Raw genomic sequence first — 23,615 nt, forward strand, 5'->3', positions numbered from 1 at the left:
GCAAATGGCAGTTCACAACTACGACGTCGTGGTCATTGGCTCCGGGCCCGCAGGGGAGAGCGCCGCCATCAACGCGGCCAAGCACGGTAAACGCGTGGCGGTCATCGAGCGGCAGACGTCGGTGGGTGGCAACTGCACGCACTGGGGCACGATTCCCTCCAAAGCGTTGCGCCATCAGGTCAAGCAGATCATGCAGTTTAATACCAACCGCATGTTCCGCGATATCGGTGAGCCGCGCTGGTTCTCTTTTCCCAAGGTGCTGGAACGCTCGCGCGTGACCATCGATCAACAGGTGGAGCTGCGCACGAAGTTCTACGCGCGTAATCGAATCGATCTATTTTTCGGGCTGGCGCGCTTTCGTGACGAGCACACCGTGGTGGTGCGCGACAACCACGAAGGCGTCGAAGAGCTCAGTGCGCCCCAGTTCGTGCTCGCGACCGGTTCCCGCCCGTATCGTCCGGCCGACGTCAACTTTCGTCATCCGCGCATCTACTGCTCCGACACCATTCTGGGCCTGTCTCACACGCCGCGTACGCTGATCATCTATGGCGCCGGGGTCATTGGTTCGGAGTATGCATCGATCTTCTCCGGATTGGGCGTGAAGGTCGATCTGATCGATACCCGCGACCGTCTGCTCTCTTTCCTCGATGACGAAATCAGTGACGCGCTCTCGTATGAACTCCGCAACAATGGCGTGCTGATTCGCCACAACGAGGCCTATCGCAGCGTCGAGGGCGACGAGTCGGGCGTTGTCGTGAACCTGGAGTCCGGCAAGCGTCTGCGCGCCGATGCGTTTCTGTGGGCGAACGGCCGCACCGGCAACACGGACCAGCTCGGGCTCGAGAATATCGGCCTGCAGCCCAACGGCCGTGGCCAGCTTCAGGTCGATGACCACTACCGGACGGATATCCCCCACATCTATGCCGTGGGCGATGTCATCGGCTGGCCCAGCCTCGCCAGCGCCGCCTACGATCAGGGACGCAGTGCCAGCGACGAATTTCTCGGCGAGGACTTTCGTTTCGTCGACGAGATTCCGACCGGCATCTATACCATTCCCGAAATCAGCTCGGTCGGCCGCACCGAACGGGAGTTGACCGAGGCGAAGGTGCCTTACGAAGTCGCCCAGGCGTTTTTCAAGGACACCGCGCGTGCGCAGATCACCGGCGACACCGCCGGGATGCTGAAGATTCTGTTCCATCGCGAGACGCTGGAAATTCTCGGTATCCACTGCTTCGGCGCCGAGGCTTCGGAGATCGTCCATATCGGTCAGGCGATCATGCAGCAGGAGGGCGAGGCCAATACGCTGCGCTACTTCATCAACACCACCTTCAACTACCCCACCATGGCGGAAGCCTATCGCATCGCGGCACAGAACGGGCTGAATCGCCTCTTCTAACCCGCGTGGCCGGCGACATCCTGACAATCAATCGGCGGGATGTCACCGGTGCCAGCGATCAGCCGGACGGCGTATCGTGGTCCGCCGCTGCTTGATTCGATCTCTCTTTCTCTTTCTTCTCCCGCTCCTCGGCCAGCTGTAGCGACGGGTTGCGGTAGCGATAGACCCGCAGGCTCGGTAGAAAGACGTCGTCCTCGAGTTTCTGGTCCGAGCGGCGGGCGCGCTTGCGCTCGCGTGGCGGCTGCAGCGGCGGCTCGTTGATACTCGGCAGCTTGAGATCGGGGTCCGGAATGAATAGCGGCAGTGGAAGGTTCATCGCCCGGCGCGTGCGGCCATCGTCCAGCGCCTCGCGGAAGAACAGATTGGCTCGCATGACCGGCGCCTGCTGCTGAATCTGTGCCAGCGGCTCACCATCGGGTATGTCGCCGAGCTTTCGCAGCTGAATTCGGATATGTGCCGCGGCGGTGTCCATCTGGCCCAGCTTCTCCGCGGCCTGTTCGACACTCAGGCGCTTGATCGAGCGGCCGCTGGTGTACCAGGCTAGTCGCGCGCGAGAAATCGGTGCGTCGGCGACCGGCAGTTGGCGCCAGCACTGCTTCAGGTGAAGCCGTGCCAACCCCTGGCCGCGCAGGTGGTCGTGCAGCGCAGGGTGGCGGAAGGGCAGTACCGCCTTGATCTCGGGCATCAGTCTCGGGGCCGACTGCCGAATGGTTTTCAGCGTCGTGGCGAAGCGCGCCTTGGCCGCATTGACGTCGGCCACGCCTGTCATCATCTCCGAGTTCGCGACGATCACGCCGATGTAGTTGCGCGTTTCGCGCCCGTCCTGGCCATCCTGATACCAGAAGTCGGTCAAAGCACGGCGTAGCCAGTGGCTATCGACGGGCGCGTCACCCAGCGCCCAGGCAGGCGTAGGGGATGCCGCGTAACGTTGGGCGAGGCGATCTACGGCCTCGATCAAGCGATCGAAGTCGGCTTCCAGCTCGGCAAGCAGCCGATATTGCAGCTCCATCATTCACCTTGATTGGTTGCGGCCGATTTATACCGTTATCTTGCACGGAGCCGAAAAGATTTGCTATGGAGGTGCTGACAGAGTTTGACGGGGTATGGAACCGGCAGGCGGACCTGCCGGTGTTGATGAGTCACTCGTGTCGCTCGTGTCGGTTCCACGAGCCCAGGGCTCTATGCGGCCGAATCAGCGGTCGCGGTAGCGTCTGGTGAGGTCACCGTAGGCGTCGACTCGGCGGTCGCGGAGGTAGGGCCACATGCGGCGCACGTTCTCGCTGCGCGTGAGGTCCAGTTCGACCAGCAGGTTCTCGCTCGTCTCGCCGGCATGCGCGAGCAGCTCACCCTGCGGCCCGCAGATGAAGCTGCCGCCCCAGAAGTCGATGCCTTCGCTGACGTTGGTCAAGTCTGGCTCGTGGCCGACGCGGTTGGCGACGATCACAGGGATGCCGTTGGCCACGCCGTGGGAGCGCTGGATCAGCGTCCAGGCATCCTTCTGGCGCGTCTTCTCGGCCTGGTCGTCGGGCGGATGCCAGCCGATCGCGGTGGGGTAGAGCAAGAGCTCGGCGCCAGCAAGCGCCATGAGTCTTGCGGCTTCCGGATACCACTGATCCCAGCAGACCAGCACGCCGAGGCGGCCGACGGAGGTATCGATCGGTTCGAAGCCTTGCCGAGCATCGCCGTCCCCGGGCGTGAAGTAGAATTTCTCGTAGAAGCCGGGATCATCGGGGATATGCATCTTGCGGTAGAACCCGACGCGGCCTTTGGCCCGGTCCATCACCACGGCCGTATTGTGATAGACGCCGGCAGCGCGGCGCTCGAAGATCGAGCCGACGATGACGATGTCGAGTTCCTTGGCGAGCGCGGCGAGCCTGGTGGCCGTCGGGCCGTCCAGCGGCTCTGCCAGATCGAACAGCTCGGCGTCCTCGCACTGGCAGAAATAGTGAGTCGCGTGCAGTTCCTGCAGCATCACCAGCTCGGCGCCTTGGGCGGCGAGATCCCGAATGCCGGCTTCGCTGACTTCCAGGCTTTTGGCTTTCTCGGGCCAGGCCTGCTGCTGCACGAGCCCGGCTTTCAATGTTCTGGGCATGGGTTCCCTCCAGAGGGTTGGGAGAATGCGGCCAAGCGCGCGGCTAGGACGAGAGTGCGGGATTCAGCATTCCGCGCGGCAACTGCATGGTCAGGCAGTGAAGACTGCCATGTTGACGAATCACGGCGCGACAGTCGATGGGCACGATATCGCGGTCGGGAAAGGCACCGGCGAGCACCTCGAGCGCGATGAAGTCGGCGGCATCGGCGTAGGTGGGCACCAGCACGGCACCGTTGATGATCAGGAAGTTGGCATAGGTGGCCGGAAGTCGATGGCCGTCATCAGGATCGAAACAGGCTTTCGGCCAGGGCAGGGCAAGCAGTCGATACGCCGAGCCATCTTCACGACGAAGCGCCTTGAGCTCCTCCTCCATCGCGGCCAGCGCGTCGAAATGCGGATCGGAGGGATCGTCGCAGCGCACGTAAGCGATGGTCGCCGGATCGCAGAAGCGCGCCAGCGTGTCGATATGACTGTCGGTGTCGTCGCCCTCGAGATGGCCGTTCTCCAGCCAGAGTACGCGAGAAACGCCAAAATCGGCCGCCAGGCGAGCTTCCACCGCTTCACGTCCGAGCTCAGGGTTGCGATTGGGATTGAGCAGACAAGCGCTGGTTGTCAGTAACGTGCCCTCGCCGTCGCTTTCGATCGCGCCCCCCTCGAGCACCATCTCGCGCGTCGCCAGCGGTGCCCCGTAGACGCCGAGGCCGGCCAGGGTCTCGGTCAGGCGATTGTCGCGTTCGGCGGCGAATTTGCCGCCCCAGCCGGTGAAGACGTAGTCGAGCAGCTCGAGTCGACCGTCTCGCTCGACGCCGATTGGCCCGTGGTCCCTTGCCCAGGTGTCGTCGCTGTCGGCGACCACGAAGTGGCGCTGCTCGACCGGCACATGCAGAGCGTCGAAGCGGGTCGTGAGACGCGCTCTCTGCGCCGCGTCGTGAACGCTGATCAGCACCGGCTCGTAGCGCGTGATGGCGCAGACGAGCGCTTCCAGCGTCGCCTCGATATGGTCGATCAGCGGCGCCCAGTCACTGGTCGGTGTCGGCCAGGTCAGCTGAATGGCGTCCTGCGGATGCCATTCGGGGAACAGACGAGCGGTCATGGTGGTCTCCATGGCGAGGCGTTGCGATGTCGGTCGGTGTCTCCGGCCGACACCGGGCGCAACAGGGGGCGTTGGTGGACGCGGCATTGTAGAGCCGGGCGGCGAGCATGCAAGCGGAATTGGCCCGCCGACAGGCTGGCGGCTCGATGTTCGCGCGCCGCCGCCGTCCGGCGCCAGTGTAGCGCGCGTGAAGCGGCTGACAAGCCGCTGATATTCCCGTCCGATGGGCCGTTTGCGGCGGCGGACAAAACCCGTAACATGAGCCGCTGCTGACAAGGAAGCGAACCTGATGCTTGACCGTTTACCCTTTCTGGTAGGCCTGAGATATGTCCGGGCCAAACGACGTAATCACTTCATTTCATTCATCTCCCTGACATCGATGCTGGGTCTGTCCCTCGGTGTTGCGGTGCTGATTCTGGTGCTGTCGGTGATGAACGGTTTCGACCACGAGCTGCGCACGCGGATCCTGGGCATGGTGCCGCATACGCGCATCGAGCAGCAGGGCGGCATGCAGGACTGGAAAGCGCTGGCCGAAAAACTCGATCAGCATCGCGATGTGATGGCCGCCGCGCCGTACGTGCAGCAACAGGGCATGTTCTCGGCCAGCGGTCGCACACAGGGCGCGCTCGTCACCGGCGTGCAGCCGGATTATGAGCGCCAGGTGTCGATCATCAGCCAGCATATGCAGGCGGGCAGCCTTGATGACCTCGCGCCCGGCAGCTGGCACGTGGTGCTCGGTTCGCTGCTGGCACGCAATCTCGGGGTCGGGGTCGGTGACCGGGTCACGCTGCTGGTGCCCGAAGCCTCGATCACGCCGGGCGGGGTGTTCCCGCGTCTGAAGCGCTTCACCGTGAGCGGTATCTTCAAGGTCGGTGCGGATCTGGACGGCAATCTGGCTTATGCCAATATCGAGGATATGCAGGCGCTGGCGCGGCTCGGCGACAAGGTCGATGGTCTTCGCCTGAAACTCGACGATCTGTTCAAGGCCGGCTCGGTGACGCGTGACATCGTCTCGAACCTCGGCGCTGGCTACCGCGGCCTGGACTGGACCTACACCCAGGGCAATCTGTTCCAGGCGATCCAGATGGAAAAGCACATGATCGGTCTTCTGCTGATGGTGATCGTGGCGGTAGCCGCTTTCAATATCGTCTCGACCCTGGTCATGGTGGTAACCGACAAACACGCGGATATCGCGATTCTGCGGACTATCGGCGCGACGCCAAAATCCATCATGGGCATCTTCGTGGTGCAGGGGTTGGCGATCGGTATCATCGGGATCGTGATCGGCGTTGTGGCGGGTATTGCCCTGGCACTCTCGGTGTCCGATATCATCGCCTGGTTCCAGTCGGTGACCGGTATCCAGTTCCTCGATCCCAATGTCTATTTCATCAGCTATCTGCCTTCGCGGCTCGAATGGAGCGATGTGGGCGTGATCGTCTCCAGTGCTTTCGTGCTGACTTTCCTGTCCACGCTCTATCCCGCCTGGCGTGCGGCTCGCATTCAACCGGCAGAGGTGCTGCGCTATGAGTGATTTTTCATCCGGCTCCCCGCTGCCGTCCCGGTCATCGCCGGCCGGCGAGCGAAACGTTATGCTCGACTGTCGTGGACTGACGCGAGTCTACAGCGAAGGCCCGCAGGATCTCACCGTGCTGGACAGCCTCGAGATGACCGTGCATGCCGGTGAGCGAGTGGCTGTCGTCGGTAGTTCCGGCTCCGGCAAGACGACGTTGCTCAATCTGCTTGGCGGCGTCGACCGCCCGACCGCTGGTGAAGTGGTGATCGGTGGGCAGTCGTTGGCGGGGCTCAACGAAGCCGCGCTGGGGCGTTTCCGCAATCGCTACATCGGGTTCGTCTATCAGTTTCACCACCTGCTGGCGGAGTTTACCGCCGCCGAGAACGTGGCGCTGCCGCTGATCATTCGGGGCGAGAAGCGCGGGCCGGCGGTCGAACGCGCGCGGGCGTTGCTCGAGCGAGTCGGCATGGCGCCGCGGGGCGAGCACAAACCCGGCGAGCTCTCCGGCGGCGAGCGTCAACGCGTTGCCATTGCCCGCGCGCTGGTGACCGACCCGAGCCTGGTGCTGATGGACGAGCCGACCGGCAACCTGGACCAGACGACGGCGGGCAGCATTCTGGCGATGATGGACGAGCTGGCGGCGACGACCGACTGCGCGTTCGTCGTCGTCACCCATGACCTTTCGCTGGCGGCGCATCAGGATCGCACGCTCAAGCTCGACAAGGGCCGGCTCAGCGCGGTCTAGCCCTGTTACTGCCCCTCGTTACACGACATTTCGTTAAAGCTCGCGCCGCCCTGGACGATGAAACGTTCAGGGCGGCGTGCTTTTGAGTGGGTCTTGCAGGCGTCATCGGGCCTCAGAGGGCGGCAGCGCCCGGCTCAATGACTCTGTCTACGCCGTCGATGGCGCGCCCGTCGGCGCCAGCTGCGGTAGATTTGCCAGCGCCATATCAGGCGCACCAGCACGTTGCTGGCAATGGCGAGAACCAGGCCGACCACGATCGAACCGGTAAATAGCGGCACGACGATATGCGCCATCTGCTCGGCGATCCATCCCGTCGTGATATGACCCGGGACCTCATGGGCGGGAGAGTCCAGCACCCAGGCACCGATGCGGTAGTTGAAATAGAACACCACCGGCATCGTCAGCGGATTGGTGATCCACACCAGGCTGACGGCGAGCGGCAGATTGCCGCGGAAGCAGTAGGCGCCGAGTGCCGCCAGCACCATCTGGAACGGGATCGGCAGCATCGCGGCGAAGAGTCCGACCATGCAGGCATTGGCCACGCTGCGACGAGAGAGCACCCACAGGGCCGGGTCGCCCAGCATGTGGTGCATGAACCGCAGGGAGCGAGTGCCCTGCAGTCTCTCCCGGCTGGGTATGTAGCGCTGTAACCATCGACGAGACATGTGGCGGCTCGCTGCACGAAGAGCGCCCATTATCCATACAACGTGGAGGGCTCGCCATCTTGCGACTCGAGGCAACCGTGATAGCGGGAGCAAGGAGCTGACGGTCTTGGTACGCCGACGGGCAGCGCGTTGGCGACGCCTCGCCGACCTGCGTCGGCGCGCGGGGTGGGCGATGCCAATGGCCTTGGCGGCACTGCTCGGGGTTGGCTGCGGCGCCGTCGGTGGCTTGACCCTGCTGGGGTTCGAGGCGTTGGCGCTCGTCGGCCTGCTGCTGGCGCTGTGGCGGCGGGCTCCCTGGCCCGCGTTGGCGATGATCGCCGCCTTCCACTGCGCTCACGGCGTCGAAGCGGCTTCCGCGGGCCGGGTTCCAACCGCGCTGGCTGGTCACGATTTCCGCCTCGTCGGCACTGTCGAGCAGCTCGATGTCGATGCGCGCCGCTCGCGATTTCGGCTGCGGGTTCGGGCGTGCCGTGCGCTCGACGAGGAGGCGGTATGCCCGCCTTTCACGTTGGTGCGACTCTCCTGGTACGGCGCGCCAGCGCTGGTGAACGGCGAGCGCTGGGCCTTGAGTGCGCGACTACGCGAGCCGTTGGGCTTCGCCAATCCGGACACGTTCGACTATGACGCCTGGCTGTGGCGAGAGGGCATCCAGGCGCTCGGCTACGTGCGTGATTCGCCGCCCGCCAAGCGCGAAGCGCCAGCGTCTTTTACCTTGCGCCATCAGGCGCTCGGCCAGCTCGAGGCAGTCTCCCTGTCGCCCCGCGCGAAGCGCTGGCTGGCGGCGCTGACGCTTGGCGCGGGTGACCGCCTGACGGATGAGGACTGGGCGCTGTTCAACGCCACCGGCACGACGCACCTGATGGTGATCTCGGGGCTGCATATCGGGCTGATCGCGACGCTTGCACTGCTGTTGCTGCGTCGGGCGGCACGACTTGTCTCGCCATGGCACTGGCGAATGGCTGCCTGGCCCTGGTGGGGCGCCGGCGCGGCAGCGTTCGGCTACGCGGCGCTGGCAGGGTTCGGGCCGCCGGCGCTGCGTGCGGCGATCATGGCCTGTGTCGGGCTATGGGCGGCCAGTGGCCGTCACGCTCCCGGTTGGTGGCAGGCCTGGTGGCTGGCACTCGCGCTGATCGTGATCGCGGATCCGCTGGCGCCCTGGCGGCCGGGTCTGTGGCTCTCGTTCGGCGCGGTTGCGGTGCTGATCATCGCCTGGTCGGGTCGCCCTCGACCGCGCGGACTGCGTGGATGGCTACTGGCACTGCTGCGGACACAATGGCTGTTGGCCCCGCTGATGGCGGCGGCGGTACTACTGGCGTTCGGGCGCCTGGCGCCGATTTCGCCGCTGGTCAATCTCGTGGTGGTGCCGCTGGTCAGTAGCGTCATGGTGCCGCTCGGTTTTCTGGGCTGGCTGGCGAACCCGTGGCCGGCGATCGCAGCCTGGGCGTGGTGGCCGTTCGATCAACTGGTCCAGGTCGTGGCGGCCTTCCTGTCGTGGGTCTCGACGCAGGCGCCGCTGTGGACACCGGCGCCGTGGTGGCGCTGGCCGGTCGCTTCGGGACTATTGATCTGGGGCATGATCTGGTTGGTGCCCGGCCTGGCCTTGCGGACGCGTCTGCTGCCGGCGCTCATGCTCATCGTGCTCATGGTGACGCTGCAGCCGCCGCGGCTCGGCGAGAAGACACTGATCGTGACGGTGCATGATGTCGGGCAGGGGCAGCTCGTCGAGCTGCGCACGCGCTACCGCCGAGTGCTGATCGACACCGGCCCGAGATTCGTGTCGGGCTTCATGCCGGCGGCACTGCAGTGGCCGCCGGGGCAGCAATTCGACGATGTCGTGGTCACACACAGTGATATCGATCACGCCGGTGGCATCGAGGAGCTGCTTCGAGAGCATCACGTCAGCCGCTGGTGGGCGCCGAGAGGCAACGAGTTGGCGATCGACTCGCAGCGCTGTCTCGCCGGCGAGCAGTGGCAGGATCCCGATGGCACATGGCAGTTTCTTTCACCGCCGCCGCATGCCGAACGGCTCGAGCGCAATGATCGCTCCTGCGTCATGCTGATCACGATCGGAGGGCACCGCGTGTTGATCACCGGAGACGCGAGCGCGGCGCGCGAGGCGATCTTCGCGCCGGGGCTCGGGTCGCCGGTCGACCTGCTCGTGGCCGGGCATCACGGCAGCGAGACCAGCTCCTCGCCGCTGCTGGTCGAGGCGGCGCGGCCGCGGGAAGTGGTATTCAGCAGCGGTCGTGGCAACCCCTTCGGCCACCCCGCGCCTTCAGTAGTGGCCCGATTCATCGCGGCCGGCAGCCGCGTCTGGAATACTGCTTACGATGGCGCCATTCGTGTGACGCTCTCGCCCGATGGCGTCCGGGTCCAGTCCCAGCGTCATCCAGGGTGGGGGCGCCGCATGGCTGTCGACGCCCACGCTGTTGGGGTAGAATCCAGCCCCTGAAACCGCCCGAACCTGCCGTGGGCGGAAGAGATTCTTACCCCTCGAACGGAGTCAACGTGTCACGAACTTCCAGTTGGGCACTCTATAAGCGCCTTCTCGGATACGTGCAGTCCGAGTGGCGCTCCTTCGCCTTGGCGGTCGTCGGTTACGCCATCTACGCCGCGTCCAGTACCGCACTGGCCGAGATGATGAAACGCCTGATCGATGGCATCCAGCATCCGGACGCGTCGTTTCGCTACTTCCTGCCGCTGTTCGTGATCTTCATGTTCGCCACCCGCGGCGTGGGTACCTTTCTGGGTACCTACTTCATGAGCAACGTCGCGCGTAACGTGGTGCACAAGCTGCGCTGTCAGGTGTTCAACCACATGCTGCACCTGCCGGGGCGGTTCTTCGACATGCACTCGAGCGGCCATCTGATCTCGCGGGTGACCTATCACGTCGAGCAGGTCACCGGTGCGGCGACCAACGCCATCACGGTCATCCTGCGCGAGGGGCTCTTCGTCATCGGGTTGATCGGCTATCTGCTCTGGACCAATTGGCTGCTGACGCTGATCTTCCTGGGCGTGACGCCATTGATCGGCCTGGTCGTACGCTACACCAGCAAGCGTTTCCGGCGGATTTCTCGGCGTATCCAGAATTCGATGGGCGAGGTCACTCACGTCGCTTCCGAGGCGCTCACCGGCTACCGGGTGGTTCGGACTCACGGCGCCGAAGAGTACGAGAAGCGTCGCTTCGAGGCGGCCAGCGCCTACAATCGCGAACAGAGCATCAAGGAGGCGATGACCAAGGCGACCAGCACGCCGGTGATTCAGCTGCTGATCGCGCTGGCGCTGGCCGGTCTGGTCTGGCTGGCGATGGCGCCGGAGCTGATGGCGGCGATGACGCCGGGAGAGTTCGTCGCATTCATCACCGCCGCCTCGCTGATGGCCAAGCCCATTCGCTCGCTGACCGACGTCAACAGCATCATCCAGAAGGGGCTTTCCGCCGCGCAGGAGCTGTTCGGCCTGCTCAACCGACCGGCGGAGGTCGACGAGGGGACGCTGGCGCCGCATCGTTTCGCGGGCAACGTCCATTTCGAGAACGTGCGTTTCTCTTATGCCGAAGATCAGCCCGAGGTACTCAAGGGGATCGAGCTCGAGGTGCCGGCCGGGCAGATGGTGGCCATCGTCGGCCGCTCGGGTAGCGGCAAGTCGACGCTGATGAGCCTGCTTCCGCGATTCTATCGGCCGACCGAAGGCCGCATCCTGATCGACGGCGTCGATATCCAGGACTATCAGCTTTCACCGCTGCGCCAGCAGATCGCGCTGGTCTCCCAGCAGGTAACGCTGTTCAACACCACGATCGCCGACAATATCGCCTACGGCTGGCCCGATACGCCGCGTGAGAAGGTCGAAGAGGCCGCGCGTGCGGCCTACGCACACGAGTTCATCGAGCGTCTGCCGAACGGTTACGACACCATCGTCGGTGACAACGGCGTCATGCTCTCGGGCGGGCAACGGCAGCGCCTGGCGATCGCCCGGGCCATCTTCAAGGATGCCCCCGTGCTGATCCTTGATGAAGCGACATCGGCACTGGACACCGAGTCGGAGCGCTACATCCAGCGTGCGCTCGAGGTGGTCTGCCGTAACCGCACGACCTTCGTCATCGCCCACCGTCTTTCCACCATCGAGCGAGCTGATCGAATCGTGGTGATGGAGCAGGGCAATCTGATCGAAAGTGGCACCCATGCGGAGCTCTTGCAGAAGGAGGGTGCTTACGCCTCGCTGCATCAGCTGCAGTTTCAGGAGGAGGCGTGACGCCAGTCGAGCGCGCCTGGTATCACGATGCCCGCTGGCTGTCATTGCTGGCGCCGCTGGAGCGTCTTTATCGGCGGGTCGTTCGTCGGCGTCGACTGGCTTATCGGAGCGGTCGTCGCGCCGTCTGGCAGCCGCCGGTGCCTCTCGTCGTCGTGGGTAACCTCTCGGTGGGCGGTACCGGTAAGTCGCCATTGGTCGCGTGGCTGGCCAGGGATCTGGTCGAGCGAGGCTGGCGCCCGGGGATCGTTTCTCGCGGTTACGGTGGCAAGGCCCGCAGCTATCCGCTGCGCGTCGATGCCGACACGCCGGTTGCCGCCAGCGGCGACGAGCCCCTGATGCTGGCTCAGCAGTGTGGCGTGCCGGTGGCCGTCGCTCCCGACCGTCCGGCCGCCGCCAGGCTATTGATCGATACCGCCGGCTGCGATGTGCTGCTCGCCGACGACGGTCTGCAGCACTACGCCCTGGGGCGATCGCTGGAGCTGGTCGTCGTCGATGGCTGGCGTGGCTTCGGCAACCGTCACTGTCTGCCGCGCGGCCCGCTGCGGGAGCCGCTGGAGCGTCTGAGTGAAGTCGATGCGGTGATCGGCAATGGCGGCCTGGCGCCGCTGCAGGAGAGCGACGGTGTCGGTATCCCCAGGTTTTCGATGGCGATCCGGCCAAGCGCCTGGCGCCACCTCGAGAGCGGCGAGTGTTTCCCCGTCGACTCGGCACCTTTTCCGCTGCGGCATTCGGTTGCCGCGATAGCTGGCATCGGTCGCCCACAGCGGTTCTTCGAGACATTGACGGCGCTGGGGGTGGCTCATACGCCGCATGTGTTCAGCGACCATCATCGCTTCGTCGCGAGTGATCTCCCCCAGGCGGCTGACGTGATCGTCATGACCGCCAAAGACGCCGTCAAATGTCGCGAATTCGCCGACGGCCGCTGCTGGGTACTCGATGTCGAAGCCTCGCCCGATCGCGCCTTCATCACCTGGTGGCAGCAGCAGGTCGAGTCATGGCAACACGGCGGGGCGCCTGCTGGCGCGGATGCCACGCCTGGCGAATCACCCAGCAGATCGGCGCCGTTACAGGAAGCCTCTGGTTCAGTCGGCCCGAACACGCGATGATGAGTCACAGTGGGGGCCGCGTTATCCGGATGAGTCGCGTCCGGGCTTCCAGTTTTCAAGGCCGTCTTTCGAGATCGTCCCTCGAACCTGTTTCGGGAGACTGACTCGCGAGACGGTTCCCCAAGTCAGTCTGCCAAGGCTGTCACCAAAGATTATCGTAATCATCACCGACCACCCGAGGAGTCGACATGGACAAAGAGCTGATAGCGATGCTGATCTGTCCGGTCAGCCACAGCGCGCTGACCTACGACCGCGAGCGCCAGGAGCTGAAAAGCTCGGTCAGCGGCCTTGCCTATCCGGTGCGTGACGGCATTCCCGTCATGCTCGAGAACGAAGCTCGCGCCATGTCGACCGAGGAGAAGCTCGGCAAGGCGGCGCCGGCACCATGACCGATTTCGTCGTTGTCATTCCCGCACGCTATGGCTCCAGCCGACTGCCCGGCAAGCCGCTCATGGAGATCGGCGGTCTGCCGATGGTTCAGCACGTCTGGGCCCGTGCCAACGAGAGCGGTGCTTCACGCGTCGTGATCGCAACCGATGACCCGCGCATCGAGCAGGCGGCTGCACGGTTCGGTGCCGAGGTCGTGATGACCCGAGACGATCACCCCTCCGGGACCGACCGGCTGGCGGAGGTCGCGGCCAAGCTCTCGCTGGCGCCGGAGACGATCGTCGTCAACGTCCAGGGGGATGAGCCGCTGTTGCCGGCCGCGGTCATCGACCAGGTCGCCGAGCGGCTGGCGGGTGACGAACGCGCCTCGGTGTCGACACTGGCGGAACCGATTGGCGACGTCGATACGCTGTTCAATCCCAACGTGGTCAAGGTGGTCACCGATCTCGGCGGGCGTGCCCTCTACTTCAGCCGCGCGCCGATCCCGTGGGATCGCAACGCCTGGAAGACGCAGCCGCCGACGCTGCTCGAGACCGACGCCTGGCTGCGTCATATCGGACTCTACGCTTACCGCGCAGGTTTTCTCGAAGAATACGTCACCTGGGCGCCGGCCCCCCTCGAGCAGCTCGAGCAGCTCGAGCAGTTGCGGGCGCTTCAGCACGGGCACTTCATTCAGGTCGCCACGGTTCACTCGCCTTTGCCTGGCGGCGTGGATACCCAGGAAGACCTGGATCGGGTCCGCGAGCACTTCGCGCGGCAGCAGACCGCATGAGCGAGCGAACGCCGGATCTCCATATCCTCTTCGTCTGCATGGGCAATATCTGCCGTTCGCCGACGGCGGAGGGTATGCTGCGTCAGCGTCTCGGTGAAAGAGGGCTGATCGAGCGTGTCGATGTCGATTCCTGCGGCACGGGAGCCTGGCACGTGGGCGAGGCGCCGGACCCGCGGGCCATCAAAGCCGCGCTGGCGCGTGGTTACGATATTCGAACCCTGCGCGGTCGCCAGCTGACGCAGCAGGATTTCGAGAACTTCGATGAAATTCTGGTGATGGACGAGGATAACCTTGAGCGCGTGATGGCCTTGGCTCCAGCGCTATCGCGGGCGAAGGTGTCTCGGTTGATGCGCTACGCCGGGCAGCCGGATGCCGACGTGCCGGACCCCTATTTCGGCGGCGAGGCCGGCTTTCAACATGTGCTGGATCAGCTGGCGCGCGCGGTCGATGGCCTGGTCGACTCGCTGGAACATCGGCTGGTGGCCTTCGATGGTTGATATCGAGCCGCGCCTCGAACCCGATTGTGACCTGACCTCGACCAACACGCTGGCGCTGCCCAGCCGGGCAGCCTGGCTGCTGCGTGCCGGCACGGCTGACGAGATCGTCTCTGGCCTGCGCTTCGCGGCGGCACGCGGCTGGCCGGTGCGGGTGTTGGGGGGCGGCAGCAATTCGCTACTGCCGCCATCTCTCCCCGGTTTGACCATCAGGCCGGAGATCGACGGCATCGCGTTCGACAGCGGTCCTGACGATGGGGTCGAGGTCGAAGTCGGTGCGGGGGTGTCGTGGCACGAATTCGTCACCGCCAGCGTCGAACGCGGACTCTGGGGCGTCGAGAATCTGGCCTTGATTCCCGGTTGCACTGGCGCCGCGCCGATCCAGAACATCGGCGCCTACGGCGTGGAATTGAGCGACGTGCTGAGCTGGGTCGAGTTCATCGACCGAAGGGATCTCTCGACGCACCGCGTGTCGGCCGAGGCGTGCGAGCTCGGGTATCGTCACAGCTTGTTCAAGGGCGCACTGGCAGACGTTGCGGTCATCACGCGTCTCGGGCTGCAACTGTCGCGCCGAGCGACGCCCCGACTCGATTACGGTGTACTGGGTGAGCGTGTTTCCGCGACGCCCAGCGTGCGAGAAATATTCGAGGCCGTCTGCGCGATTCGACGCGAGAAGCTTCCCGATCCCGTGACGACGCCGAACGCCGGCAGTTTTTTCAAGAATCCGGTGGTGGACCGTGCAGCCTGCGATGCGCTGCTCGCCGAGACCCCGGACATGCCGCACTATCCGCTCGCCGATGGCCGAGCCAAGCTGGCGGCGGGCTGGCTGATCGATCAATGCGGCTGGAAAGGGGCGCGGGACGGAGCCTTTGGCGTGCATGACCGTCAGGCGCTGGTGCTGGTCCACTTTGGTGGCGGGACGCTCGCTGGACTGCTGGCGTTTGCTGAGCGCATCGTTGTCGACGTTCGTCAGCGTTTCGGCGTGACATTGGAGCGAGAGCCGGGCATCGCGAAATAGCAGGTCGTCGCGAAGTAGCAGGGCGTCGTCGAACCGCCCGCCGGAGTTCGGCATCTGCCGTTCTGCACCCCGGGCAAGACCCTCATGGCCCGCACTCGGCTTGGCGTCGAGCCGGCTCGCCAGACGCGCGAGTCGTCATGGGCGCTGGCCGGCAGATCGCCGCGAAGACAATGTCTCCCCGACGGTCAAACACAAAAAAGCCCGGATTCTTGTGAATCCGGGCTTTGCGCTTCTGCTTGGCGCGAGCTTGAGATCAGCTTTCGCCTTGCTCGCGACGGCGTTTTTCACGCGGGTCATTGTGCGCGCGTCGGCGACGCGTCGAGCGCGTAGGCTCGCCCCCGGCGGTTTCCGAAGCGCCGTCGTCGGCATCGACCTCTGCCGTTGCAGGCGAAGCACTCGTCTGCATCGAGGCGTCCGTTGCCGGCTCGTCTACGGATGTCGACGTCACGTCCTGCGGGGCGTGTTTTTCGTCGGGTACGCTCGCAGGGCTGCTGGTGGTGGCCTGCGCGGCGTCGGGGACCGTCGCTTCAGCCTTTCCGGCCTCGGCTTTAGTCTCGCGCTCGGGTGCGCTGTCGACGCTGGCGTCTTCCGGTTTGCCAGACGTTACCTCGCTCAATGTGACTTCACGAGAGGCAGCAGGGCGGGAGCTCGGGGGCGCAACTGCACCCTCTTCGCTGATTGCCGGTGTCGCGTCGCTGACATCCGACTGGCGCGAAGTCACCGCGTCGTCACCAGGGCGGTGCCCAAAAGATTCGGCCTCGTTGTCCTGCGGGGCCGCTGAGGTCGCCTCGTCGGAAACCGCGTTGTCGGACGTTACCGAGTGCTCGGCTGCGGGCGTGACGTCGGCCGCCGGCTCGTGGGTCGGGGCGTCGGTGTGCTGCGCCTTGCTTGTCGCGCTAGCCGATTCCTCCTGCTGCGCCGTTGCAGCCTGGGTCGGTGTGGTCGCGGCTGTGTTGCTGTCCGCATCGGCAGTCGGCGCGGACCGATCCTGCGGGCCACTCTCTGCCGTATTCGCGTCAGCATGCTTGGCGTCAACGGTACCCGCATCGGCAGAGCGGGGCGCAGTGTCGTCCGCTCTCGACGCCGCATCCGCGGTGGCCGATGCACCCGAATCGGTGGCGGTTTCGGCCGTGGCAGCGTCACGCGGAGGCGTTGACGCGTTCTCGGCCTTCGCTGTCGCGGTTGCGTTGGCATCCGTGGCTGCCGCTTTGACCTTGGCAGCATCCTCCGCGGCGCCCGATTCGGCCTGCGGCGTGGTCGCTGGAGCGTCGGTCGCTTCGGCCTGAAGGCGCTGCTGCTCGGCGACGGCTGCCGGATTCAGCGCCTGCTTGCGCGAGCGCTTGCGCGGATTATTGCGCGTTCGCTTGGGCTTGGTGTCGGCGACGAACTCGGTCGACGGGGCCGCATCCTGACGGCTTTCCGCCTGATCTTTACGAGCGTCGTTGCTCTTGTTGTCACTGGAACGATTGTCGTCACTGGAGCGGTTGTCGGCGGGCCGAGTGTCACCGGATCGACCCTCATTCGAGCGAGCGGTCTCCTGACGCTTGTCCTTGCCGCCGGACTTGCCGTTACCGTTTTGGCGTTCGGCCTTCGGCGGCTCATTCGTCGTCTGATCGGCTCGACCGAGGTCGGCTTTGGGCGAGTCGCCCTTGCTGCCGCGATTGGACTGACGGTTGTCACCGCTGGGCTCCTGACGCGAGCTCTGGCGGTTATCGCTGCGAGAGTCCTGACGCGAGTTCTGCCGGCCGTCGCTACGAGAGTCGTTACTGCTCTGTCGATCGTTCTGGCCACCGCGGCGGCGACGGTTGTTGTTGCGGTTGCTACCGTCGTTGCGATTGCCGTTTTCACCACGGTTATCGCTACGGCTACCGTCGCCTGACTTGCCCTCCTGGCGCGCGGAGGCCGTGCGGGAATCGCCGCGGTTGCCACCGCTGCGCTGACTCGGTTGAGCGGTCGGGCTGCCGGACTGCGAGCGCTGTGCTGTGCCGGAATCGCGGGCCGGCTGTGGCACTTCCTCGTCGGCGCGACGCCGGCCGAAGAGCCCCCGGAAAAGCTGCATCAGCCCACCGTTGGGCGCCTGTGCGGCGGGCGTGGCGGCTGCCTGTCCAGCATTGGAAGGCGCCTGCGGCGTAGCCGCCGGCTTGGCTGGCTGCGATTCGCTGGGCTCCTGATGCAGGGAGTCAGGGGCGGGTGCGCTGTGCTGCACCATCTGCACGGCGGCCTGGGTGCGCTGGATCGGCTTGGCGAGCGTGGTCTCCGGCTCCTTGATCGCATCGCTCTCGACCGACAGCTCGTAGCTGGACTTGGTGTCGTCGCCTTCCTCGAAGACGTGATCGTCACGCAGACGCTGCACGTCGTAGTGCGGCGTATCCATGTCGGGGTTGGGCAGCAGCACGACGCGAACGCCCTGACGACGCTCGACATCGGCCAGTACGCTGCGCTTCTCGTTGAGCAGATAGGTCGCGACGGGAACCGGCAGGATAGCGCGGATCTGTGCGCTGCGTTCCTTCATCGACTCTTCTTCGATCAGACGCAGGATCGATAGCGCCAGCGAGCGGACGTCACGAATGGTGCCCTGACCGTTGCAGCGTGGGCAGACCACGCCGCTGGTCTCGCCCAGGGAAGGCCGCAGCCGCTGGCGCGACATTTCCATCAGGCCAAAACGGGAGATGCGACCGATCTGCACGCGCGCGCGATCGAGCTTGAGCGCGTCCCGCATGCGGTTCTCGACTTCGCGCTGATTGCGGGCCGGAGACATGTCGATGAAATCGATGACCACCAGGCCACCGATATCGCGCAGGCGGAGCTGGCGGGCAATCTCGTCGGCCGCTTCCAGGTTGGTCTGGAGTGCGGTCTCTTCGATGTCTGCCCCCCGCGTGGCGCGAGCGGAGTTGATGTCGATCGAGACCAGAGCTTCGGTATGGTCGATCACCACCGAGCCGCCGGAGGGCAGCTTGACCTCACGCTGATACGCGGTCTCGATCTGGGACTCGATCTGGAAGCGCGAGAAGAGCGGCACTTCGTCGGTGTAGAGCTTAATCTTCTGCTGGTAGGAGGGCATGACCTGACGGATGAAGCTCAGCGCTTCTTCATGCACGTCCTTGAGATCGATCAGGACCTCGCCGATGTCCTGGCGCAGGTAATCGCGCATCGCGCGAATGATCACATTGGATTCGCGATAGATCAGGAAGGGCGCGGGTCGCTTGACGGCCTCGGTGGTGATCGCTTCCCAGACCTGGACGAGGTAGTCGAGATCCCACTGCAGTTCTTCGGGCGAACGGCCGATCCCGGCGGTGCGTACGATGACGCCCATCTTGTCGGGCAGCGTCAACTGCCCCATGGCATCCTTGAGCTGGGAGCGTTCTTCACCCTCGATGCGCCGAGAGATGCCGCCGGCACGAGGGTTGTTTGGCATCAGGACGAGAAAGCGCCCCGCCAGACTGATGAAGGTCGTCAGCGCGGCGCCCTTGTTTCCACGCTCCTCCTTGTCGACCTGGACGATCACTTCCTGGCCTTCCTTGAGCACCTCCTTGATGTTGGGGCGCCCGGATGGCTCCTTGGAGAAGTATTCGCGCGAGATTTCCTTTAGCGGCAGGAAGCCGTGGCGATCGGCGCCGAAATCGACGAAGGCGGCTTCCAGACTGGGTTCGAGGCGGGTGATCTTGCCGCGATAGATATTGGCCTTCTTCTGCTCCCGGGCACCGGATTCGATATCCAGGTCGTAGAGGCGCTGTCCATCGACGAGTGCGACGCGCAGCTCTTCGGGCTGGGTCGCGTTGATAAGCATTCTTTTCATACGGTCTCGCTGATTGAGCGTGCCCATGGAAGGCGTGCTGCAATTGGCGACGACGAACCGCAAGCGGTCGTGCTGTGCTCGCGCACATAGGTGAAACCACCCGGCAGAATCAATGAGCGCAGCCTGTGCCAGAACGAGCTTCGCGTGAAACTCGTGCGAGATCCCGCGTCAGGGACTCGAAGGGAATGTCCGGAAACCGCTTGTCTCCCGGCGCAGTACGGCCGGCGAGGCGAGTTCAGGTCGACGCTCGTCGAGCCCTGTGGCGTGCTTGCTCATGACCATTACATCTCTGCTGTCATTACCTGCTTATGGGTGCTGCACATACATGAATCGAGTACGAAACGGTGGCAGAACATGTCACGGTGCGTTTTCAGTGGCGCATCCGGTTCTGCAGACTGCCGTCCATGTCACTTGGCATTGTTCGGTTCGGCGACGCCTTCCACGGGTACTTGTGGGTTTCCCGCGAGACGAAGGGACGGGGTTGCCGTCATGGCTTCGACTTCGGGGGCCTGGCGTTCCAAACGTGTTTTGATCGTCTCAGCAGTCGTGGGCTTCGCGCTTCGTTAACTTGCTGGAAGATCGAGACTTTTTGTCGCTCTGGCCGACATGTCCAGGGGTCGGCGCCAGAATGAGAACACTCTCATTGAGCGAACCCGCAATATAACAGTAATGCGACGTGAGCGGCAATTGAGGTCGCGCCGGGCGGACGGTGCGTTAGAATAGCCGCCCGGTGGCGCGATGGTAGCGTGACTGCAGGCGGTCGAGGAGTCGAGCATGGCCGAAGGCCAGGAAGTCCAGTTTATTGAAGTGAGCGAATCGCAGCAGGGGCAGCGGATCGACAATTTTCTGCGTACCCGATTGAAAGGAGCTCCAAAATCGCTGATCTACCGCATCGTTCGTAAAGGCGAAGTTCGCGTCAACAAGAAGCGAATCAAGGCCGACTATCGCGTCCAGTGCGGTGACATCGTCCGCGTGCCGCCGCTGCGGCTGTCGCCGGAGAGCGCAGTTAAGGAGGCCAGCGAGAGTCTGCGCAATCTGCTCGCAGGCAGTGTACTGGTCGAAGGCCCGGATTGGCTGGTGATCAACAAGCCTTGCGGATTGGCGGTGCATGGCGGGAGCGGCGTCAAGATCGGTCTGATCGAGGCGCTGCGGCAGGTTCGCGAAGACCTCGACTTTCTGGAGCTCGTCCACCGTCTGGACCGAGACACCTCCGGTTGTCTGCTGCTGGCGAAAAACCGTGATTCGCTGCTGTCGTTGAACACGGCGATGCGCGAGCGGCGAATGGAGAAGGGCTACCTGGCGTTGGTGCAGGGGCGCTGGCCGGCCCGCCGCGATTATGTCAGCGCCAGGCTCGAACGCTTCGATGCCGGGAACGGCGAGCGCCGAGTGCGCGTCGACGACGCAGGTAAGGTGTCGCGCACGCGCTTTGGGGTGCGCGAAACCTTTCCGCGCGTCACGCTCATCGATGCCGAGCCCGTAACCGGGCGCACGCACCAGATCCGTGTCCATGCGGCGCATGCCGGTCACGCATTGCTAGGTGACGACAAGTACGGGACGCTCGAAGGCGTGCGCCTGGCCCGATCGCTCGGACTCGAGCGGCTTTTTCTGCATGCCTTGACGTTGACCTTTCCGGATCCGCGCAGCGGCCGGCCCGTTCAGGTGCGGGCTCCATTGGGTGAGGAGCTCGAGGCGGTACTGGAGCGTGCGCGCCGTGAAAGCTGAGTCGTCTGATGGCTCTCGCGCGCTTGCCTCGTCTGCAGGCGCCGTGCAGAACGAGAACTCGGCTGCCACGGATCGGACCGAGGCGGCACCCGTCGAGTCCCTCTCCGACGAGCGATGTCGCTATCAGCTGGTGATCTTCGATTGGGACGGGACGCTGATGGATTCGGCGCCGCGGATCGTGGCGGCCATGCAGGCTGCGGCGCGTGATCTAAAATGGCGCGTGCTCGGCGACGCGGCCATTCGCGATATCATCGGTCTTGGGCTGCCGGAGGCGCTGGCCGCACTCTATCCCGAGCGCTCGCTCAGCGATCGCCAGTCGTTGCAGTCGCGTTACGGTGAGTTGTTCCGTCAGGCAGATTCCCGTCCGACGCCTTTCTTCCTAGGGGTCGAGGCCGGGATCGAGCGTCTTCGACAAACCGGGGGCTGCCGGCTGGCGGTCGCTACCGGCAAGAGTCGCCGGGGGCTGGATCGCGCCTTCGCGCATGTCGACTGCGGTCGGTGGTTCGACCACAGTCGCACCGCCGACATGACGCGTTCCAAGCCGCACCCGCAAATGCTCGAAGAGCTGCTGGCCGAGAGTGGCGTGGCAGCGGCTGATGCGGTCATGATCGGCGACACCGAATACGACCTGGAGATGGCGAGAGTCATCGGCATGGACCGGGTTGCCGTTACCTACGGCGTTCATGCTCGCGAACGCTTGATGGCATCGCAGCCGAGCCTGATCGCCGATACGTTTCCCGATGTGGTGGACTGGCTGATGGCAGCCGAGAGAGCGAGGAGCCCGCAATGCGCGATGACCGACACGATCGCTGGACCGAAGGCCCCGAGGTGAGCTCGGGCGAGGCCTCCGAACCAGTGGCAGGCGACCCCGACACGGCCCGCCTCGCCGAGATTCGCATGCTGGATCGCTGGATTGGCGGGGTGCTGCAGGAGCAGCGGCGCTCACGCCGCTGGAAGATCTTCTTCCGGCTACTGCTGGCGATGATCGTGCTGGCCGGGCTCGCGTTGAGTGCGTTGACGCTCTATTTCACGCAGGTGCCTGACCTGGCGGACTCCCAGCCGCATCTTGGCGTGGTGGAAGTGAATGGGCCGATCGATGCCAAGAGCCAGGCCAGCGCCGAGCGCATCATCGACGGGTTGCAGCAGGCGTGGGAGGACCCGGATGCCGAAGCGGTCGTGCTGCACATCAATAGCCCTGGCGGCAGTCCGGTCCAATCGCAGCGAGTCTACGACGAGATTCGCTACCTTGAGTCCCATGGAGACAAGCCGATCCTCGCGGTGATCGAGGATATCGGCGCGAGTGGCGCCTACTACATGGCATCGGCGGCGAACCAGATCTACGCCTCTCCGGCCAGCCTGGTCGGGTCGATCGGCGTCATTAGTGCGGGTTTCGGTCTCGAGAAGGCGATCGACAAGGTGGGCGTGGAGCGTCGCGTATTCACCGCCGGCGACAACAAGGCCTTCATGGATCCGTTTTCCGATATGACGCCTTCGCAGCAGGCGTTCTGGCAGTCGGTGCTGGACACGACGCATCGACAGTTCATCGATGCCGTCAAAGCCGGCCGGGGTGATCGCCTGAGCGATGATCCCGCGCTCTTTTCCGGACTGGTCTGGACCGGCGAGCAGGCCAGGGCGCTGGGGCTCGTCGATGATATCGCCAACCTGGAACAGCTCTCTCGCCAGCGCCTCGGTGAGGTTCGGCTGAAAGACTACACGCCGTCGCTCGATCCCTGGTCGGCCCTGTCCCAGAAGCTCACCAGCACGGCGGCACACTGGCTAGGTCTGAGCGATCCCGTTTCGCCTCTGCGTTACCAGCTGCCTTGAGTGATCGCGTCAGGCGACTTGCCGCGTCCTGAATCACGACAAGTCGCTGTTGCCGGTTGGCGGGGCGGGCGTGGCAGCGGCGGCTTACTGGCTGCCGGTCTTGGTCAATGGATCGACGCCGGCCTCTCGCAGCAGCTCGCATAGCTTGATCAGCGGCATGCCGATCAGTGTATTGGGGTCGCTGCCCTCGAAGCGCTCGAACAGGGCGATCCCGAGCCCTTCCATGCGAAAACTGCCCGAACTGTCGTAGGGCTCGTCGCGAGAGACGTAGCTCTCGATTTCTGAGCTCGACAGGTTTCGAAACAGCACGTCATAGGTATCGTGCACGACACGATGGCGCCCGGCTGCCGTGTCGATCAGCGCCAGGCCGGTCATGAAGCGAACCCGCTTGCCCGAAAAGCGCGCCAGGTTGGCGCAGGCCGTGGCGAAATCTCCCGGCTTGCCCAGAATGTCGTCTTCAAACAGCGCCAGTTGATCCGAACCGATGATCAGGTGCTCCGGATACTCCTCGGCGACCGCTTGCGCTTTGGAGAGCGCAAGGCGGTGGGCGAGCGTGACGGCGTCCTCGCCTTCGCGCCGTGATTCGTCGATATCTGGCGCCGACCAGGCGTAGGGAATCTCGAGCCGATCGAGCAGTTGGCGACGGTAGCGGGAACTCGAAGCGAGGACCAGACGTGGCATGGATCTTCCTTGAGCAGATGGGGTGAGTGGTGGGTGCGTGAGCGTGTGACTAGTCGCGAGTTG

19 protein-coding genes are annotated in these 23,615 nt (G+C 64.6%); 13 read left to right on the forward strand and 6 right to left on the reverse strand.

Features of this window, described 5'->3' with window-relative positions; all coding sequences use genetic code 11:
* Positions 1-4 precede the first annotated feature (4 nt).
* Entirely contained in the window at positions 5-1,396 is a 1,392-nt protein-coding gene (sthA, locus tag IE125_RS00785; RefSeq protein WP_189442691.1) for a Si-specific NAD(P)(+) transhydrogenase, read from the forward strand.
* A gap of 58 nt (positions 1,397-1,454) precedes the next feature.
* Here the strand turns inward: sthA and IE125_RS00790 are convergent, their stop codons facing one another.
* The 3 genes from IE125_RS00790 to IE125_RS00800 form a co-directional block, all read right to left on the reverse strand.
* A complete protein-coding gene (locus IE125_RS00790; RefSeq protein WP_229808856.1) occupies positions 1,455-2,405 on the reverse strand; it encodes a DNA replication terminus site-binding protein in 951 nt (316 codons plus the stop codon).
* 183 nt (positions 2,406-2,588) lie between these two features.
* Positions 2,589-3,488 carry a carbon-nitrogen hydrolase gene (locus tag IE125_RS00795; protein ID WP_189442692.1) on the reverse strand — a complete coding sequence of 300 codons (900 nt, stop codon included), beginning with the start codon at positions 3,486-3,488 and terminating at the stop codon, positions 2,589-2,591.
* A gap of 43 nt (positions 3,489-3,531) precedes the next feature.
* Entirely contained in the window at positions 3,532-4,581 is a 1,050-nt protein-coding gene (locus IE125_RS00800; protein WP_189442693.1) for an agmatine deiminase family protein, read from the reverse strand.
* Positions 4,582-4,870: 289 nt separating this feature from the next.
* Here IE125_RS00800 and IE125_RS00805 point away from each other — a divergent pair, with 289 nt between their 5' ends.
* Together IE125_RS00805 and IE125_RS00810 are read left to right on the forward strand one after the other, a co-directional pair.
* Complete coding sequence (locus IE125_RS00805) at positions 4,871-6,112, forward strand: lipoprotein-releasing ABC transporter permease subunit (protein ID WP_189442694.1); 1,242 nt, start codon at positions 4,871-4,873, stop codon at positions 6,110-6,112.
* A gap of 58 nt (positions 6,113-6,170) precedes the next feature.
* On the forward strand, positions 6,171-6,839 hold the full coding sequence (locus IE125_RS00810) for an ABC transporter ATP-binding protein (RefSeq protein ID WP_229808857.1): 669 nt from the start codon (positions 6,171-6,173) through the stop codon (positions 6,837-6,839).
* Between the two features lie 134 nt (positions 6,840-6,973).
* Here the strand turns inward: IE125_RS00810 and IE125_RS00815 are convergent, their stop codons facing one another.
* Positions 6,974-7,504, reverse strand: coding sequence for a DUF2062 domain-containing protein (locus IE125_RS00815; protein ID WP_189442696.1), 531 nt, complete (start codon positions 7,502-7,504; stop codon positions 6,974-6,976).
* A gap of 172 nt (positions 7,505-7,676) precedes the next feature.
* Between IE125_RS00815 and IE125_RS00820 the strand changes: the two genes are divergently transcribed.
* The 7 genes from IE125_RS00820 (at position 7,677) to murB (ending at position 15,529) form a co-directional block, all read left to right on the forward strand.
* Positions 7,677-9,956 carry a DNA internalization-related competence protein ComEC/Rec2 gene (locus IE125_RS00820; RefSeq protein WP_189442697.1) on the forward strand — a complete coding sequence of 760 codons (2,280 nt, stop codon included), beginning with the start codon at positions 7,677-7,679 and terminating at the stop codon, positions 9,954-9,956.
* Between the two features lie 56 nt (positions 9,957-10,012).
* On the forward strand, positions 10,013-11,752 hold the full coding sequence (msbA, locus tag IE125_RS00825; RefSeq protein WP_189442698.1) for a lipid A export permease/ATP-binding protein MsbA: 1,740 nt from the start codon (positions 10,013-10,015) through the stop codon (positions 11,750-11,752).
* On the forward strand, positions 11,749-12,858 hold the full coding sequence (gene lpxK / locus IE125_RS00830; protein ID WP_189442699.1) for a tetraacyldisaccharide 4'-kinase: 1,110 nt from the start codon (positions 11,749-11,751) through the stop codon (positions 12,856-12,858). The genes msbA and lpxK overlap by 4 nt, the downstream gene beginning before the upstream one ends.
* A 188-nt stretch (positions 12,859-13,046) precedes the next feature.
* Entirely contained in the window at positions 13,047-13,247 is a 201-nt protein-coding gene (locus IE125_RS00835) for a Trm112 family protein (protein ID WP_189442700.1), read from the forward strand.
* Positions 13,244-14,017, forward strand: coding sequence for a 3-deoxy-manno-octulosonate cytidylyltransferase (gene kdsB, locus IE125_RS00840; RefSeq protein ID WP_189442701.1), 774 nt, complete (start codon positions 13,244-13,246; stop codon positions 14,015-14,017). The genes IE125_RS00835 and kdsB overlap by 4 nt, the downstream gene beginning before the upstream one ends.
* Positions 14,014-14,514 carry a low molecular weight protein-tyrosine-phosphatase gene (locus IE125_RS00845; protein WP_189442702.1) on the forward strand — a complete coding sequence of 167 codons (501 nt, stop codon included), beginning with the start codon at positions 14,014-14,016 and terminating at the stop codon, positions 14,512-14,514. Before kdsB ends, IE125_RS00845 begins: the two co-directional genes overlap by 4 nt.
* Positions 14,507-15,529, forward strand: coding sequence for a UDP-N-acetylmuramate dehydrogenase (gene murB, locus IE125_RS00850; RefSeq protein ID WP_189442703.1), 1,023 nt, complete (start codon positions 14,507-14,509; stop codon positions 15,527-15,529). Before IE125_RS00845 ends, murB begins: the two co-directional genes overlap by 8 nt.
* A gap of 253 nt (positions 15,530-15,782) precedes the next feature.
* Here the strand turns inward: murB and rne are convergent, their stop codons facing one another.
* A complete protein-coding gene (gene rne, locus IE125_RS00855) occupies positions 15,783-19,325 on the reverse strand; it encodes a ribonuclease E (protein ID WP_189442704.1) in 3,543 nt (1,180 codons plus the stop codon).
* A 774-nt stretch (positions 19,326-20,099) separates the two neighbouring features.
* Here rne and IE125_RS00860 point away from each other — a divergent pair.
* The 3 genes from IE125_RS00860 to sppA all read left to right on the forward strand — a co-directional run bounded on the left by IE125_RS00860 (position 20,100) and on the right by sppA (position 22,871).
* Positions 20,100-21,047: an RluA family pseudouridine synthase gene (locus tag IE125_RS00860; RefSeq protein ID WP_189442705.1), complete on the forward strand. Its 948-nt coding sequence runs from the start codon at positions 20,100-20,102 to the stop codon at positions 21,045-21,047.
* A gap of 127 nt (positions 21,048-21,174) precedes the next feature.
* Complete coding sequence (locus IE125_RS00865; protein WP_268249087.1) at positions 21,175-21,879, forward strand: HAD family hydrolase; 705 nt, start codon at positions 21,175-21,177, stop codon at positions 21,877-21,879.
* Positions 21,834-22,871, forward strand: a complete 1,038-nt coding sequence (gene sppA / locus IE125_RS00870) for a signal peptide peptidase SppA (RefSeq protein ID WP_189442706.1) — start codon at positions 21,834-21,836, stop codon at positions 22,869-22,871. Before IE125_RS00865 ends, sppA begins: the two co-directional genes overlap by 46 nt.
* Positions 22,872-22,955: 84 nt before the next feature.
* On the opposite strand, the gene IE125_RS00875 is transcribed toward sppA, so the two are convergent.
* The gene (locus IE125_RS00875; RefSeq protein WP_189442707.1) at positions 22,956-23,552 is read right to left on the reverse strand and encodes a Maf family protein; all 597 of its coding nucleotides are present in this window, start codon (positions 23,550-23,552) and stop codon (positions 22,956-22,958) included.
* Between the last annotated feature and the right edge of the window lie 63 nt (positions 23,553-23,615).

The sequence above is a fragment of the Salinicola rhizosphaerae genome (genome assembly GCF_014652715.1).
In the GTDB taxonomy this organism is placed as follows: Bacteria; Pseudomonadota; Gammaproteobacteria; order Pseudomonadales; family Halomonadaceae; genus Salinicola; species Salinicola rhizosphaerae.

Excerpts from the sequence above, each read along its gene's own strand:
- IE125_RS00795 (WP_189442692.1), bottom strand. The coding sequence starts at position 3,488 with ATGCCCAGAACATTGAAAGCCGGGCTCGTGCAGCAGCAGGCCTGGCCC.
- rne (WP_189442704.1), bottom strand. The coding sequence starts at position 19,325 with ATGAAAAGAATGCTTATCAACGCGACCCAGCCCGAAGAGCTGCGCGTC.
- IE125_RS00805 (WP_189442694.1), top strand. The coding sequence starts at position 4,871 with ATGCTTGACCGTTTACCCTTTCTGGTAGGCCTGAGATATGTCCGGGCC.
- IE125_RS00875 (WP_189442707.1), bottom strand. The coding sequence starts at position 23,552 with ATGCCACGTCTGGTCCTCGCTTCGAGTTCCCGCTACCGTCGCCAACTG.
- IE125_RS00820 (WP_189442697.1), top strand. The coding sequence starts at position 7,677 with ATGCCAATGGCCTTGGCGGCACTGCTCGGGGTTGGCTGCGGCGCCGTC.
- IE125_RS00790 (WP_229808856.1), bottom strand. The coding sequence starts at position 2,405 with ATGGAGCTGCAATATCGGCTGCTTGCCGAGCTGGAAGCCGACTTCGAT.
- sppA (WP_189442706.1), top strand. The coding sequence starts at position 21,834 with ATGCGCGATGACCGACACGATCGCTGGACCGAAGGCCCCGAGGTGAGC.
- IE125_RS00860 (WP_189442705.1), top strand. The coding sequence starts at position 20,100 with ATGGCCGAAGGCCAGGAAGTCCAGTTTATTGAAGTGAGCGAATCGCAG.
- IE125_RS00835 (WP_189442700.1), top strand. The coding sequence starts at position 13,047 with ATGGACAAAGAGCTGATAGCGATGCTGATCTGTCCGGTCAGCCACAGC.
- IE125_RS00800 (WP_189442693.1), bottom strand. The coding sequence starts at position 4,581 with ATGACCGCTCGTCTGTTCCCCGAATGGCATCCGCAGGACGCCATTCAG.
- IE125_RS00815 (WP_189442696.1), bottom strand. The coding sequence starts at position 7,504 with ATGTCTCGTCGATGGTTACAGCGCTACATACCCAGCCGGGAGAGACTG.
- IE125_RS00810 (WP_229808857.1), top strand. The coding sequence starts at position 6,171 with ATGCTCGACTGTCGTGGACTGACGCGAGTCTACAGCGAAGGCCCGCAG.
- kdsB (WP_189442701.1), top strand. The coding sequence starts at position 13,244 with ATGACCGATTTCGTCGTTGTCATTCCCGCACGCTATGGCTCCAGCCGA.
- sthA (WP_189442691.1), top strand. The coding sequence starts at position 5 with ATGGCAGTTCACAACTACGACGTCGTGGTCATTGGCTCCGGGCCCGCA.
- IE125_RS00845 (WP_189442702.1), top strand. The coding sequence starts at position 14,014 with ATGAGCGAGCGAACGCCGGATCTCCATATCCTCTTCGTCTGCATGGGC.
- murB (WP_189442703.1), top strand. The coding sequence starts at position 14,507 with ATGGTTGATATCGAGCCGCGCCTCGAACCCGATTGTGACCTGACCTCG.